12 protein-coding genes are annotated in these 14,018 nt (G+C 68.2%); 4 read left to right on the plus strand and 8 right to left on the minus strand.

The annotated features are described in order from the left end of the window. Nucleotides 1-17: 17 nt before the first annotated feature. Genes ACM6LR_RS34370 through ACM6LR_RS34380 form a run of 3 tightly spaced genes read right to left on the minus strand, consistent with a single transcriptional unit; the run spans nucleotide 18 to nucleotide 3,256 of the window. A complete protein-coding gene (locus ACM6LR_RS34370; protein ID WP_414945303.1) occupies nucleotides 18-572 on the minus strand; it encodes a TetR/AcrR family transcriptional regulator in 555 nt (184 codons plus the stop codon). Then, nucleotides 569-1,774, minus strand: a complete 1,206-nt coding sequence (locus tag ACM6LR_RS34375; protein ID WP_414940261.1) for an MFS transporter — start codon at nucleotides 1,772-1,774, stop codon at nucleotides 569-571. The genes ACM6LR_RS34370 and ACM6LR_RS34375 overlap by 4 nt, the downstream gene beginning before the upstream one ends. A gap of 51 nt (nucleotides 1,775-1,825) precedes the next feature. Beyond that, on the minus strand, nucleotides 1,826-3,256 hold the full coding sequence (locus ACM6LR_RS34380) for an FAD-dependent monooxygenase (protein WP_414945270.1): 1,431 nt from the start codon (nucleotides 3,254-3,256) through the stop codon (nucleotides 1,826-1,828). 82 nt (nucleotides 3,257-3,338) lie between these two features. On the opposite strand from ACM6LR_RS34380, the gene ACM6LR_RS34385 reads away from it, so the two are divergent. Beyond that, nucleotides 3,339-4,004 (plus strand): TetR/AcrR family transcriptional regulator C-terminal domain-containing protein, encoded by a 666-nt coding sequence (locus ACM6LR_RS34385; RefSeq protein WP_414945271.1) that lies wholly within the window; start codon nucleotides 3,339-3,341, stop codon nucleotides 4,002-4,004. A 427-nt stretch (nucleotides 4,005-4,431) separates the two neighbouring features. Here the strand turns inward: ACM6LR_RS34385 and ACM6LR_RS34390 are convergent, their stop codons facing one another. Next, the gene (locus tag ACM6LR_RS34390) at nucleotides 4,432-7,008 is read right to left on the minus strand and encodes a glycoside hydrolase family 3 protein (RefSeq protein WP_414945304.1); all 2,577 of its coding nucleotides are present in this window, start codon (nucleotides 7,006-7,008) and stop codon (nucleotides 4,432-4,434) included. Between the two features lie 344 nt (nucleotides 7,009-7,352). Here ACM6LR_RS34390 and ACM6LR_RS34395 point away from each other — a divergent pair, with 344 nt between their 5' ends. Then, complete coding sequence (locus tag ACM6LR_RS34395; protein ID WP_414940257.1) at nucleotides 7,353-8,159, plus strand: NmrA family NAD(P)-binding protein; 807 nt, start codon at nucleotides 7,353-7,355, stop codon at nucleotides 8,157-8,159. Here ACM6LR_RS34395 and ACM6LR_RS34400 read toward each other — a convergent pair. Further along, a complete protein-coding gene (locus tag ACM6LR_RS34400; RefSeq protein WP_414940256.1) occupies nucleotides 8,149-8,658 on the minus strand; it encodes an Lrp/AsnC family transcriptional regulator in 510 nt (169 codons plus the stop codon). The genes ACM6LR_RS34395 and ACM6LR_RS34400 overlap by 11 nt on opposite strands. 41 nt (nucleotides 8,659-8,699) lie before the next feature. On the opposite strand from ACM6LR_RS34400, the gene ACM6LR_RS34405 reads away from it, so the two are divergent. Beyond that, a complete protein-coding gene (locus ACM6LR_RS34405) occupies nucleotides 8,700-8,900 on the plus strand; it encodes a hypothetical protein (protein WP_414945272.1) in 201 nt (66 codons plus the stop codon). 88 nt (nucleotides 8,901-8,988) lie between these two features. On the opposite strand, the gene glpD is transcribed toward ACM6LR_RS34405, so the two are convergent. The 3 genes from glpD to ACM6LR_RS34420 are packed head-to-tail and all read right to left on the minus strand — an operon-like array spanning nucleotide 8,989 to nucleotide 13,090. Further along, a complete protein-coding gene (gene glpD, locus ACM6LR_RS34410) occupies nucleotides 8,989-10,725 on the minus strand; it encodes a glycerol-3-phosphate dehydrogenase (protein ID WP_414940254.1) in 1,737 nt (578 codons plus the stop codon). Between the two features lie 5 nt (nucleotides 10,726-10,730). Continuing rightward, nucleotides 10,731-12,248, minus strand: a complete 1,518-nt coding sequence (glpK, locus tag ACM6LR_RS34415; protein WP_414940253.1) for a glycerol kinase GlpK — start codon at nucleotides 12,246-12,248, stop codon at nucleotides 10,731-10,733. 20 nt (nucleotides 12,249-12,268) lie between these two features. Then, nucleotides 12,269-13,090: an MIP/aquaporin family protein gene (locus ACM6LR_RS34420; RefSeq protein WP_414940252.1), complete on the minus strand. Its 822-nt coding sequence runs from the start codon at nucleotides 13,088-13,090 to the stop codon at nucleotides 12,269-12,271. Between the two features lie 151 nt (nucleotides 13,091-13,241). Here ACM6LR_RS34420 and ACM6LR_RS34425 point away from each other — a divergent pair, with 151 nt between their 5' ends. Further along, nucleotides 13,242-14,009 carry an IclR family transcriptional regulator gene (locus ACM6LR_RS34425; protein ID WP_414940251.1) on the plus strand — a complete coding sequence of 256 codons (768 nt, stop codon included), beginning with the start codon at nucleotides 13,242-13,244 and terminating at the stop codon, nucleotides 14,007-14,009. The last annotated feature ends 9 nt before the right edge of the window (nucleotides 14,010-14,018 follow it).

The raw sequence follows: 14,018 nt of genomic DNA on the forward strand, positions 1-14,018 counted from the left end.
TTCGGCTGAATCACCCTTCACGAACCCAGCGCGGCCCGCAAGATGGCCTCGAACCGTTCCGTGGTCGGCGGTTCATCACGCAGCAAAGCCTGCAGCAGCAACCCGTCCACCAGCCCGACCAGCATCTCGACCCGCACCGGATCGTCGGTGTGCCGTCGCGCGAAGTCCGCCAAGGCCGCCATCCAGCGATCGGTCGACTCGCGGAGTTTCGGCTCCCGCGCCGCCAGCAGGTACAGCTCGTACTCCGCCAGCAGATGCCCTGGTTCCCTCGCCACCCAAGCCAGCAGGGCGGCGAATTTCGGCAAGGCGTCTTCGCCGGTTTCCGCGGCGAGGACGCGCATCCGCTCGGCGTCTTCGTCCATGCATCGGGTCAGCGCGGCGGTCAGCAGGTCTTCGATCCCCCGGAAGTGGTACGCGGCCGCCGTCGCGGGGAGGCCGGCTTCGCGCGCGACCGTACGGTGGCTGACCCCCGACACCCCTTCCCTCGCGACGATGCGCAGGGTGGCCTCGATCAGCTCTCGTTTCCGTTGTTCGCCCTTGGCAAGGCGGCCGTCGGTGATCGGTTCGTTCAGCGTGCCGCCTCCGCTCTCTCACGCACCCCGGTGCTCAACAGAGGATACGAGAGCAGGGCGATCAGGATGATCGAACCGCCCGCGACGACCGCGACGGTGAACCCACCGTCCGGCCCGAAGCGGTCGACAGCCTCGCCCGACACCGCGGCACCGAGGGCGACCCCGATGCTGAGGCCGGTGATCGCCCAGGTCATCCCCTCGGTCAGTTTCTCGGCCGGGACGATTTTCTCGATCATTCCCATCACGACGATCATCGTGGGAGAGAAGAACAATCCGGCGACGAAGACCACGACGCACAGGCTCGCGATGCCGTCCACGATCAGCAGCGGCACCGCACTCGCGGCCGTGCCCGCGGTGCCGATCAGGAGCAACCGGGGCGGCGCCATGGTCATCTTGACCGTCCCGAAAGCCAGTCCGGAGATCGCGGAGCCCACCGCGTAGACCGACACGACGATGCCCGCGGCCGCCGGGGACCCGACGTGCTCGGCGAAAGCCACGCTGACGACGTCGACCGTGCCGACGATGACACCGCCCGCCATCAGCGTCAGCACCAGCACCCGTACCGCGCCCAGCCGGATCGCCGACCGGCCGGCCGGTCCGCTCGTGGGCAGGACAGGCGGTTCCGTCTCGCGCTGCGCGACGAACAGCAGCACTCCGACGGCGAGGAACACCACGGCGACCAGCGGTCCCGCTTCGGGGAAGACGGTGGTGCACAACGCCACCGACAGCGCGGGCCCGATGACGAACGTCAGTTCGTCGATCACCGATTCCAGCGCGAACGCCGTATGCAGCCGGGGCGAGTCGCGGTACAGCTGTGACCAGCGGGCCCGGACCATCGCCGCCATGCTGGGCATGAACCCGGCGAGGATCGCGCACACGTACAGCGTCCAGGCGGGAGCCCCGAACCGGGCGCAGAGCAGCAGCGCGCCGAGCGCCATCACGCTGATCCCCGTCACCGGCAGGAGGATCCGGCCCTGCCCCCGGCGATCGACCAGCCGCGAGACCTGCGGTCCGAGCAGCGCCATGGACAGCGTGAACGCCGCCGAGACCAGCCCGGCGAGGCCATAGTCGCCGCGTGTCTGAGCCAGCATGGTGATGATCCCGATCCCCATCATGGGGACCGGGATCCGCGCGACCAAGCCCGCCGCGGTGAAGGCGATCGAGCCCTTCGCGGAGAACAACGCGCGGTACAGGTTGGCCACGACACACTCCAAAACTTGAACAGTCGTTATATTTTGAACACTCGTTTCACTTTATACACGCGCTTGACCGGAACCCACAACGAGACGGAGTGCTTCGGTCAGTCCAGCCGGATCACCGCCGGAGGCGGCCCACGCGACATACCCGTCCGGACGCATCAGGAAGGACGGCTCGGAGTCCGTCTCGACGGTCCGGACCCGGCCGTTCACCGCGCCCAGGATCTCTTCGGAGCCGGCCACCAAGATCGAACGGCCGTCTTCGGACACCAGCGGCAGCGGAGCGAACCGGCCGACGAGCGGATGGGTGGCGTCCGGCGCGTAGTCGATGTCGACCCCGTTGCCCATCGCGAGGAAATGCCGTTTGGCCGCCGGGATCTCCAGCGTCTCCTCCAGCACCTCGCGGAGCGCGGCGATCTGTGGGCCGGGACGCATCAGGGCGACCTGAGCCCGGGTGTTGCGCAGCACGCGCTCGCCCACGGGATGCCGTTCGGCGGTGTACGTGTCCAACAAGGACTCAGGCGCCGCACCTTGTGCCACCAGGCCCAGTTTCCAACCGAGGTTCATCGCGTCCTGGAGACCGAGATTCAGCCCTTGACCACCGATCGGCGAGTGCACGTGCGCGGCGTCGCCCGCCAGGAGCACCCGTCCCTGCCGATAAGTGGCCGCTTGGCGCGTGTTGTCACTGAAGCGGATTCCGCCGTCCAGCCGGGTGACCGTCACGTCGAGTCCGCTGGCGCGACTGATGCTCGCTTGCATCTCCTCGGCCGTCAGTGGCGTGTCCCGGTCGCCCGGTCCGCCGTCGAACTCCATGGTGGAGATCTCCCCCGGCACCGGCGACAGGTGCACCATTCCGCCGGGACCGTGCATGGACGACTTCACCGCACCGGGATCGGCGAGCTGGGCCGCGGCGACTCGCCCGGTCATCGTCGCGTCCGTACCGGGGAACGCGATCCCGGTCCGTTTCCGCACGACGCTACGACCGCCGTCGCACCCCACCAGATAGGCGGCCCGCTCCGAACGACCGTCGGCGAGCACGGCCCGGACCGCGTCGTCCTCCTGAACGACATCGACGACTTCGTGGCCCGTGTGGATCCGGACACCGAGCCCTGTCGCCCAGCCGGTGAAGATTCGTTCCACGACATGCTGCCTGAGCACGAACCCGCCCACCGCGCCAGGCTCGACCTCGTCTTCCAGCAGCGGCAGGCCCGCGAAATGCCCCCTGGCCCGATTCCCCTTCATCATCTGCGAGAGCCCTCGGGCGACGCCGTACATCTCGCTCTGCGCCTCCGACAACGCCTCGGTGAGGCCACGCAGCCGCAAGGACTGCGAGGTCCGGCCGTTGATACCGCGCAATCCGAAACTCCGGTTTCGGCGAACGGACCCGTCGGCCACCTCCAGGACGAGCGGATCCGCTCCGGCCAACCGGAGCTCACCGGCCAGCAGCAGGCCGACCGGTCCGCCGCCCACGATGATCACGTCGTTCACGCCACCCCCTGATTTACAGCGTATATGTACACTGTAAATATGATAGATACACCGTAAACCTGTCAAACGAGAGGCGCCCGTGATGACGCGACGAGAACCGTTGAACCGGGAGAAGGTCCTGGACGCGGCACTCGCCTTGGCCGCCGAGGAGGGCCTCAAGGGGCTGTCGATGCGCAAGCTCGCCAAGACGCTCGGCGTCGAAGCGATGGCTCTGTACAACCACGTCCAGAACAAGACCGACATCCTCGACGGCATCGCGGAACGCGTCTACAGCGAGATCGAACGCGCGGATCCGGATTCACCGTGGCAGGAAAGGGTACGGGTCACCGTGCTCAACAGCTATCGCGCGCTCGCCCGGCATCCGGTCGTGCCGATGGCGCTGGTCACCGACGAGGCCAATCCGAACTCGCTGCGGGCCCTGCGACCGATCGACGATCTCGTCGGCGCGCTCTACGAGGCGGGTTTCGAAGACGACGGAATCCGCCAGACGCTGGGCGCGCTGAACAGCCTCGTCTTCGGTTCCTTGCTGCTGACAACCGCCGGCTTCACGACTCAGCGCCGCGGCGAAACCGAGCAGGAGCGGACGGATCACTATCTCCGGCGGATCGACCCGGCGGTCCTGCCGAACTTCAGCCGCGCGCTACCCGTGCTGACGGCGGCCGATCCCGAACGGGACTTCGCCCGGGCCTTGGATCTGCTGATCAGCGGCCTTGTCGCGGCCACAGCATCGGGACCAGGAAACGCCTAGCCACTTCGCGGACCTGCTCGTCTGGTGCCACCGTTCGCCTGGGTGCTGGACGAGGCGATCCGGCAGTACATCCGGCTGTGGCTCTCGGAAGGCAGGCCGGTGAACATCGAGAGATCCCGGACATGAACCGCCCTTCTTGAGCGCGTCCGTCCCGGTCGGACAGCGGCAGGGACGGGCTGGGCGTGTCCCCAATGGGGCGTTGGAGACGCTGAGCGTCTCCAACGCCCCATTGGGGACACTCGCTACACCCTGCGCAAGTCCGCCGGCCGCTACGGAATCCGCGTCGTGAGCGGTGAGGCGCGGTTCTGAGCCGAATCGCCACTCACGACCACCCCGACCGAATTGGTGGTTTCGCATGACTGATGGGACGGCACGTACCTGAGACACGGTTGGCTCCAACCGTCTTTACCACCCACGAGACCCAAGGTCAGCTCAAGCTCGAACACGGTCTCGCGTCAGGATCCTTGGCTGCCTTGGGTACCCACCGAACGTTCGCGAACGAGGCCGAGAACCGCCCGTCGGTGTACACCAGGAACGGTGTGTTGACGTTCTGCAGGTCCAGCCCGTTGGCGAAGCACGACACCGGGATCTTCACCGTCGACTTCGGCGCGCCCGCCAGGTCGGTGAACAGCTTGGTCGCGTTCACCTCGGAAAAGCACGGGTAGACGCAGTGCATGCTGATCACCGTCCGGCCGGCCGGTGCCTGATGCACGATCGTGTCGAACTCCAGTGCCGCGTCGGCGTTGAGGTATCCGCGCAAATCGTTGGTACCGGCCGGGTTCTGGAAGTAGAGCTGCGCCGGGCCGATGCCGGTCCAGGTCGACTTGAGCCCGTCCTGCTGGACGTTCACATCGGACTGGACGACGTCGACCTCGGCGTGCGAAGCGGCGCCGTCCGGGCCGATCCCGGTGCCGCCCCAGTTCTGCGCGGAGCCGATGAAACCCATGTACGGCGCGACATCCGTGCGATTGAACACTTCGAGATCCTCGGTCGCGGTGCCACCGCCACCGGTCGACCCGCAGGTCACCGGGCCGACAGCCTCATCCAGCTGCCCGATGGTGACGCGCTGTCCGGTCTTGAGGCCGTAACCCAGTTTGAACAACGGGTCGTACTCGACCGAGTCCGCGTTCAACGGCGTCTGGCACGCGCTCCTGGGCCACGAGTACGGCAAAGCGCCCTTGAATCCGCCCTTGACGAGCACGTCGGCGACGCCGCCGCCTTCGGTGCCGGGCAGCCAGGCCGCCACGAACGCGTCGGAGCGGTTGATCTCCTTGTTCATGTACAGCGGGCGGCCGCCGACGTAGACCGTGACGACGGGGGCGCCCTTGCCGCGGACCTTGTCCAGCACGGCCAGGTCCTCGGGATAGAGCTTCGAGGCCTCGAGCGTCTTGCGGGTCAGGTCTCCGACGCCTTCCGCGTACGGGGTCTCACCGATGACGGCGATGACCGCGTCGTAGCCCGCGGGGTCGGCGTCACCCTTCTCATCGAAAGTGACATTCACGTCGCCGAGGTTCTGCTTGAGCCCGGCGAGGATCGACGTCGCGTTCGGGAAGTCGGAGTTGGTGTTGCCGGTCCCCTGCCAGCTCAGCGTCCAGCCGCCGGTCTGGTTCTGGATGCTGTCCGCGCTCTTGCCGACCACCAGCACCTTCGACTTCGGCTTCAGCGGAAGGACGTTGCCGTTGTTCTTCAACAACGTCTGTGACGAGCGGGCCGCGTCGCGTGCCAGCCAGGTCTCCTTCAACGCTTCGTCGGAGTTGGCGTAGGAACGGTCCGACGGCTTCTGCGACTCGTAAAGTCCCGAGCGCAGTTTGACGCGAAGGATGCGGGTCACCGCGTCGTCGATCCGCGATACCGGGATCTGACCGCCGTTGACCTGCGCGACGGTGTTCGTGATGAACGCCTTCCAGTCGTGCGGGACCATCACGATGTCGATGCCGGCGTTGATCGCCTGCGGGCAGGACGCGTTGGTGCAGCCGGGAACCTGGCCGATGCCGTTCCAGTCGGACACGACGAGGCCGTCGAAGCCCATCTTGCCCTTGAGGATCTGGTTCAGCGCCTTGTCGCTGCCGTGCAGCTTGCCCTCGTCGATGCCGAGTTCGGCGTTGGTCCAGCTGTTGAACGACACCATCACGGTCTGCGAGCCTGCCGCGAGCGCGCCGTAGTAGCCCTGACCGTGGACGTTGATCATCTCGGCTTCGGACGACGGGGTGACGCCCTGGTCCTGCCCCTTGAGGGTGCCGCCGTCACCGATGAAGTGCTTGGCGGTGCCGATGACGCCGTTGTAGCCGATACGTTTGGTCGATCCGTCCTGGAGCCCGTTGATCGCCTCGTAGCCGTAGGCGCGGGTGATGCGAGGGTCCTCGGAGAACCCTTCGTAGGTGCGGCCCCAGCGGTCGTCCTTCACGACGGCCAGCGTCGGCGCGAACGCCCAGTCCTGGCCGGTGGCGCGGATCTGCCGGGCCGTCGCCGCGGAGATGTCGCGCACCAGGCACGGGTCGTGCGCCGCGCCGAGGCCGATGTTGTGCGGAAAGACGGTGGCGCCGTACACGTTGTTGTTGCCGTGCACGGCGTCGATGCCCCAGATCACCGGAATCTTCGTCCGGCTGGTCTTCGCGGCGTCCCAATAGGAGTCGGCGAGCTTCAGCCAGTCCTGCTGGGACGCGTGCTTGTCCTGGTTCGGCCATGAACCGCCGCCGTTGAGGACCGAGCCGATGGAGTACTGGCGGACCTCGTCGGGGGTGACGGCGGCGATCTCGGGCTGTGTCATCTGCCCGACCTTCTCCTCGAGGGTCATTCCCCCGAGGATCTGGGCGATCCGCGCCTCGTCACCGGCCTTGCCCTTGAACCGGCTCTCGACCTTCGGCCAGTCGGCGAGCGTCGGCAGAACCTTCTCGATCCGGGCACAGCCGTCCCGGTCGAGCGGGGGCTTCCCGATCACCGGCTGCTCGGCCGCCCACGCCGGCGGCGCGGCCACCACGGCCCCGCCGAGCAGGGTGAGGCTCATCAAGGCGATGAGCGGACTTCGGCGCGCACGGGACGACGCACGAGGACGTCTTGCCATGGTCTGGTCCATTCTGCGGAAGGCGGGGACCGGCCGATCCTCACCGGACAAGGCGGCGGCGTCAAGAGTTTCGGACAAGTACGGTCTCCGTTAATTTTTGCCGTGAACTAAGACTTGACACGTCACCCGGCCACTGGGCGCCGCCGGTTGCGCCACTTGGCGGTGTACGGCAGGGCGACAGGTAGAGCCACTGACCATGAGCAGGGTCTGCGTTAGCTCACCGACCGGTCCACTTGACCTCCACATTACTTGAGCTTTTACCTTCCTGAGAAACGAAGGGAACAACGATGACCGTCTTGGTAACAGGGGCCACCGGGAACACCGGCCGCCACGTGGTGGCCGAACTCGTCCGCCGCGGAGAACGTGTCCGGGCGCTCACCCGGAATCCCGCCGGAGCCCGGCTTCCGGCGGGGGTCGAACTGGTGGAAGGCACGCACACCGCGCCGGAAACGCTGACCGAAGCCTTCGAGGGCGTCACCCGGCTGCACATCACCGTCACCGCCGGACTCGCCGACGTCGGCGCGGAACTGGTCAAGCGCGCCGTCGACGCGGGCGTGCGCCGGATGACGATCGTGTGGGGCGGCTACGTCGGGCCGACGGAACAGGCCATGGCCGAGTCCGGCGTGGAATGGACGCGGCTGGAGCCGCAGGAATTCATGTCCAACTCCCTGACCTGGATCGACTCCGTTCGCGCCGACGGTGTGGTCCGCGAGCCGTTCGACCTCCCCAGCGCGGTGGTGCACGAGGGCGATATCGGCGCCGTCGCCGCCACCGCGCTCGTGGAGGACGGGCACTCTGGCCAGGTCTACAACCTGACCGGCCCGGAAGCGCTGACCACTCGCGAACGGATCGCGATCCTCGGCGCCGCCCTCGGCCGCGACCTCGAGCTGGACCAGATCACCCGGCAGCAGGGGATCGATCGGCTGCTCGCCGGCGGCGTCTCGGTGGCGGACGCCGAATACGTCGTCGGCTGGCACGGTGATCCACCGAAGGAGGCAAGGACCGTGGTCGACACCATCGAACAGATCACCGGGCGCCCCGCCCGCACCTTCGCGCAGTGGGTGAGCGAGCACGCCGACCGGTTCACCGCGTGAGCGGTCCGACCGCCTTCACGATTTCCAGCACCGGCGCGGTGTGCACCGTGTGGATCGCGCGCAGTGCGCCGAGCCGGTGCGTGAGATAGCGGTGTAGCGCGGCGGGATCCGGGCACAACGTCTGCGCGGCCAGGTTCGTGGGCCCGGTCGTGGCGACGACGACGGCCAATTCCTCGTGAGTGGTTAAAGTCGTCGCCACCTCGTCGAGGTCCGACGGCGGGACGGCAATCCAGAGGAACGCCTGGGTGGTCACGCCGTACAGGGCAGCGCTGATCTCGACGTCGAAGAACAGCACTCCCCGCTCGCGAAGGCCTGCCAAGCGGCGGGTCGCGGTGGCCGGTGCCAGGCCCGCCGCGGCGGCGAGGTCCGCGATGCTCGTGCGGCCATCGTGCCGGAGTGCGGCGATCAGCGCGTGGTCCGCCGAGGGACGCCTTCGGCCCAGGTCGGGCGGGCGGCCCACGCGGCACGGCACCGCGGGACCGCTGTCCCAATGCGCCATTGGGGACACTGAGCGTCTCCAATGTGGCATTGGGGGCAGCGGTGGTCAGGCACGGACCGGTCGTCACGACAACCAGCACCCTTCGGCTAGCCGGCCGGATCACCTCGTCCGCCAAGGGCGACACGCGTTCGGTGACCGTCGACGAGACCGCGGGCATGTTCTCCGCCGTCGTGGGCGACGTCCTCACCACCAAGGACGGCGCCCGCATCGCCGCGACCCGGTACCTCGACTGGCTCAAGTAGGCGAGCTGAAGGGAACCATGCCCGCATGTGACGCGACGAAAGGGCCCTTCGCCGCGTGGTATGCGGTGAAGGGCCCCTCCAGCTCAGGTCAGCTCGGCAGCAAGGCCGGAGCGGCGAGACGGCTGGCGTTCGCCGCTTCGTCGTCCGGCTGGGCCTGCGCGGAGCGTTCCGCCTCGACCCGGGCGAGGTAGTTGGTGACCTCGCGCTGCTGCCGGTGCGAGTCCCAGCCCAGCAGCGGCGCCATCAGCGCGGCCACCACCGGCGCCGCGGTCACACCGCGATCGCGTTCCTCGATCGAGATACGCGTCCGGCGGGTGAGGACGTCCTCCAGATGCAGCGCGCCCTCGTGCGAGACCGCGTAGACGGCCTCCGCCTTGAGATACTCCGCCGTTCCCGGGATCGGATCCCCGAGCTCGGGAAGGTCCACAATGGACGCGAGAATGTCCTCGGTCGCGGTGCCGTACCGCTGGAGAAGGTGCTCGATCCGGCTGAGCGGCAACCCGGCGCGCTGGGCGAGCGAATGCCGCGCGCCCCACAATTCGTGGTAGCCCGCCGCACCGACGATCGGCAGGCGTTCGGTCCACGACGACGGCGCCGGACGGCCGAGGTCCTCCACCGCGACGTCGACCGCGTCCGCGGCCATCACGCGGTAGGTCGTGTACTTGCCACCGGCCACGATCACCAGACCAGGCACGGGATGCGCCACCGCGTGCTCCCGCGACAGCTTCGTCGTCGAAGTCGCCTTCGCGGCCAGCAACGGCCGAAGCCCGGCGTACACGCCTTCGATGTCGTCGGCGGTGAGCGGCGTGCGCAGGACGGCGTTGAGGTGGCCGAGCACGTAGTCGACGTCCGCCTGGCTGGCCGCCGGATGCTCGCGGTCGAGGTCCCATTCGGTGTCGGTGGTGCCGACGATCCAGTGCCGTCCCCACGGGATGACGAACAGGACGCTCTTCTCGGTGCGCAGGATCAGCCCGGTGTCCAGGTCGATCTTCTCGCGCGGCACCACCAGGTGGATACCCTTCGACGCGCGCACGGTGAACGGCGCCGGGATGCCCGCGGCCTCGGCCATGTCGTCGCTCCACACACCGGTGGCCGCGACGACCGTCTTCGCCCGGACCTCGATCTCCGCGCCACTCTCGCGGTCGACGACCTTGGCGCCGACGACGCGTTCGCCGTCGCGGATGAGCGACGTGACCCGGGCCCGGGTGAGGACGGAAGCGCCTTGTTCGGCCGCGGTACGGGCGATCGTCATCGTGTGGCGAGCGTCGTCGACCTGGGCGTCGTAGTACTGGATCGCGCCGATGAGGGCGTCATCGGCGAGGCCGGGTGCGACCTTGCCCGCGCCGCGCTTGGACAGGTGCCGGTGGCGCGGCAGCGCGCGAGCCCCACCGAGGGTGTCGTAGAGCGTCACGCCGGCGCCGATGTAGCCGCGTTCCCAGACTCGGTGCTTGAGTGGCACCAGGAACTTCACCGGCCGGACCAGATGCGGCGCCAGGGTCTGCAGCAGCAGGCTTCGTTCCTTCAGCGCCTCACGGACCAGCTTGAAGTCCAGGTTCTCCAGGTAGCGCAGTCCGCCGTGGATCAGCTTGCTCGACCGGCTGGACGTACCGGCGGCGAAGTCGCGGGCCTCGACGAGCGCGACGGAGAGCCCGCGCGACGCCGCGTCGAGCGCGACGCCGGCACCGGTCACTCCCCCGCCGACGACCAGCACGTCGACCTCTTCGCGAGCCAGCTTGCGCAGCGTCTCGGCACGGTAGACCGGGGAAAGCGGTACGGGTGTCAGTCCTGATGTCACAGTGTTCCTTCTGTTCTTCCTCGGGTTCATCGGGCTCACTCGACCTCGACCCAGTCGAGCGTGCGGCCGACGGCCTTCTGCCAGCCCGCGTAGCCCTCGGCGCGCTGTTCGTCCGTCCACGACGGGGCCCAGCGCTTGTCCTCGTTCCAGTTCTGTTCCAGCTCGTCGGTGGACTCCCAGAACCCGACGGCCAGCCCGGCCGCGTAGGCGGCCCCGAGCGCGGTGGTCTCGGCGACGACCGGCTTCGAGACCGGAACGCCGAGGATGTCGGCCTGGAGCTGCATGCACAGTTCGTTCGCGGTCACGCCACCGTCCACCCGCACCACGTCGAGCGTGACACCGGAGTCGTTCTGCATGGCGTCGACGACGTCGCGGGTCTGGTAGCAGATCGCTTCGAGCGTCGCCCGCGCGAGATGTGCGTTGGTGGTCGCCCTGGTGAGACCGACGATCGCGCCGCGGGCGTCGGAACGCCAGTAAGGCGCGAAAAGTCCGGAAAACGCCGGTACGAAGTAGACGCCGCCGTTGTCCTCGACCTGCCGGGCGAGGCTTTCGCTCTGCGAGGCTCCGCTGATGATGCCCAGCTGGTCGCGCAGCCACTGCACGGCGGAACCGGTGACGGCGATCGAGCCTTCCAGCGCGTACACCGGCTTGTCGTCGCCGAACTGGTAGGCCAGCGTCGTGAGCAGGCCGTGCTTCGAGCGAACGACCTCGTGGCCGGTGTTGAGCAACAGGAAGTTACCGGTGCCGTAGGTGTTCTTGGCCTCGCCGGGGCGGAAGCACACCTGGCCGACGGTCGCCGCCTGCTGGTCGCCCAGCACACCGGTGATGGCCACCTCGCCGCCGAGCGGGCCGTCCGCGCGGGTGGTCCCGAAGTGGCCGTTGTTCGACGACGGCCGGATCGTCGGCAGCATCTGCTTCGGAATGTCGAAGAACGACAGCAGTTCGTCGTCCCACTCCAGCGTTTCGAGGTCCATCAGCATCGTGCGCGACGCGTTGGTCGGGTCCGTGACGTGCGCACCGCCGTCGGACCCACCGGTGAGGTTCCAGATCAGCCAGGAGTCGGTGGTGCCGAAGAGCGCGTCGCCCTTCTCCGCGTCTTCGCGGACGCCGTCGACGTTCTCCAGGATCCACTGCAGCTTGCCGCCGGAGAAGTACGTCGCGGGCGGCAGGCCCGCCTTGCGGCGGATGACGTCGCCCTTGCCGGACCGCTCCAGCGCCGAGGCGATCCGGTCGGTGCGGGTGTCCTGCCACACGATGGCGTTGCAGTACGGGCGCCCGGTGTGGCGGTTCCACACGACGGTGGTCTCGCGCTGGTTGGTGATGCCGAGCGAGGCGAGGTCGCCCGCGGTGAGGTTCGCCTTGTTGAGCGCGGTGGCGATGACCGAACGGGTCCGCTCCCAGATCTCGGTCGGGTCGTGTTCGACCCAGCCGGGCTTCGGCAGGATCTGCTCGTGCTCCAGCTGGTGGCGGGCGATCTCGTTGCCGCCGTGGTCGAAGATCATGAACCGCGTGCTGGTGGTGCCCTGGTCGACGGCGCCGATGTAGTCAGGCATGGATTCTCTCCTTCGGATGCTTAGGCGGCGGTCTTGAGATCCTTGGCGGGCAACGACTCCGGTGCCGGATCGGCGGGCAGGTAGCGCTCGATGAAGAACTTGTAGATCGCGCCGCCGATGACTGCGCCGATGATCGGTGCGACGATCGGGATCCACCAGTACGGGTAGCCGTACTGGTCGGTGAACGCGGTGTCGTAGCCGGTGAGCCAGGACGCGAGGCGCGGGCCGAAGTCGCGGGCGGGGTTGATCGCGTAACCGGCGTTGGTGCCCCAGGCCATGCCGATCGCGACGACGGAGAAACCGACGACGACCGGGGCAAGGTTCGCGGCGGGCGAGGTGTTGCGGAGGTCGGTGATGGCGAAGATCACCAACGCGAGAATGGCGGTGCCGATGATCTGGTCGCGGAAGGCACCCCAGTCACCCACCGGCAGGGTTCCGTTACCCGGAAGGGTGGAAAAGACGCCCTGGGTCTTGATCGTCAGACCGGGGTCGGCCGCGTTGAGCACCTCGGTGTAGTTCCAGCGCACCAGCATCGCCGCGAGGAACGCGCCGGCGGTCTGCGCGAGGGCGTACGGGGCGACCTTGCGCCACGAGAAGCCCTTGAACACCGCGAGTGCCACGGTGATGGCGGGGTTGAGATGCGCCCCGCTGATCCGCGAAGCCACGTAGATACCGAGCGTGACGCCGATGCCCCAGGCCCACGCGATGCTGTCGTGATCCCCGATACCCGCGGCGACGACTTGAGCCACCACCCCGCAGCCGAACAGGATGAGGATCATCGTCCCGACGAACTCCGCCGCCAGTTCGCCCGCGAGTCCGCGAGCCTTGAGGTTTCGCACCATTGCTTCCTCCACAAAGGACACCGTTGCCCTGCTGAAGCCGAAGTTAAGTTCACGGAAACCCGAGGTCAACGGACCCCGGTCGGCATTGTCGAACGCCCGGGGACGATGTTCGACATTGTCGAATCAGGGCCGGTCGGGCTACGGTTGTACCGTGCCCGGTCCGATCCAGTCCATCGAGCGCGCCGCCGCGATCCTGCGGCTGCTGGCGCGTGGTTCGGGGCGTCTCGGGGTCGGTGAGATCGCCGATTCCCTCGAACTCGCCAAGGGAACGGCGCACGGGATCCTGCGCACGCTGCAGGGTGTCGGGTTCGTCGAACAGGACCGTGACAGCGGCAAGTACCAGCTCGGCGCGGCACTGCTGCACCTGGGCACGAGCTACCTCGACGTCAACGAACTCCGCTCGCGCGCGATCAACTGGGCCGACGCGCTGGCCGCGCGCAGCGGCGAGGCCGTCCGGATCGGCGCTCCGCTGGAGGGCCGGGTCCTGGTGGTGCACCACGTGTTCCGGCCGGACGACAGCCTGCAGACGCTCGATGTCGGCACGCTCCTGCCGTTGCACGCGACCGCGCTCGGAAAAGTACTTCTGGCCTACGACACCGGTCTCGTGGCATCGTTGCGCACCGGCGGGCCGGAGGCCTACACCCGCCGGACCCTGGTCACCCAGACCGCTCTCAAACGCGCCTGCGGCAAGGTGCGCGAGGCGGGCTGGGCGAGTGAAAACGGCGAGATGATCACCGGCGAGGCCGGGATAGCGGCGCCGATCCGCGGCCACGGCGGCATCGTGGTCGGCGCGATCGGGGTGTCCGGCGCGGCGGAACGGATCTGCGAGGCCGACGGCAGCCCGATCCCGCGGCTGCTGGGCCACGTGCGCGACGCGGCACGGGCGGTCTCCCGCGATCTCGGCGCGTCCCGATGGTGATGGAGGTGC

It is taken from the genome of Amycolatopsis sp. cmx-11-32, assembly GCF_047608695.1.
In the GTDB taxonomy this organism is placed as follows: domain Bacteria; phylum Actinomycetota; class Actinomycetes; order Mycobacteriales; family Pseudonocardiaceae; genus Amycolatopsis.

Excerpts from the sequence above, each read along its gene's own strand:
- ACM6LR_RS34385 (WP_414945271.1), top strand. The coding sequence starts at position 3,339 with ATGACGCGACGAGAACCGTTGAACCGGGAGAAGGTCCTGGACGCGGCA.
- ACM6LR_RS34390 (WP_414945304.1), bottom strand. The coding sequence starts at position 7,008 with ATGAGCCTCACCCTGCTCGGCGGGGCCGTGGTGGCCGCGCCGCCGGCG.
- ACM6LR_RS34395 (WP_414940257.1), top strand. The coding sequence starts at position 7,353 with ATGACCGTCTTGGTAACAGGGGCCACCGGGAACACCGGCCGCCACGTG.
- ACM6LR_RS34400 (WP_414940256.1), bottom strand. The coding sequence starts at position 8,658 with ATGGCGCATTGGGACAGCGGTCCCGCGGTGCCGTGCCGCGTGGGCCGC.
- glpD (WP_414940254.1), bottom strand. The coding sequence starts at position 10,725 with ATGAACCCGAGGAAGAACAGAAGGAACACTGTGACATCAGGACTGACA.
- glpK (WP_414940253.1), bottom strand. The coding sequence starts at position 12,248 with ATGCCTGACTACATCGGCGCCGTCGACCAGGGCACCACCAGCACGCGG.
- ACM6LR_RS34420 (WP_414940252.1), bottom strand. The coding sequence starts at position 13,090 with ATGGTGCGAAACCTCAAGGCTCGCGGACTCGCGGGCGAACTGGCGGCG.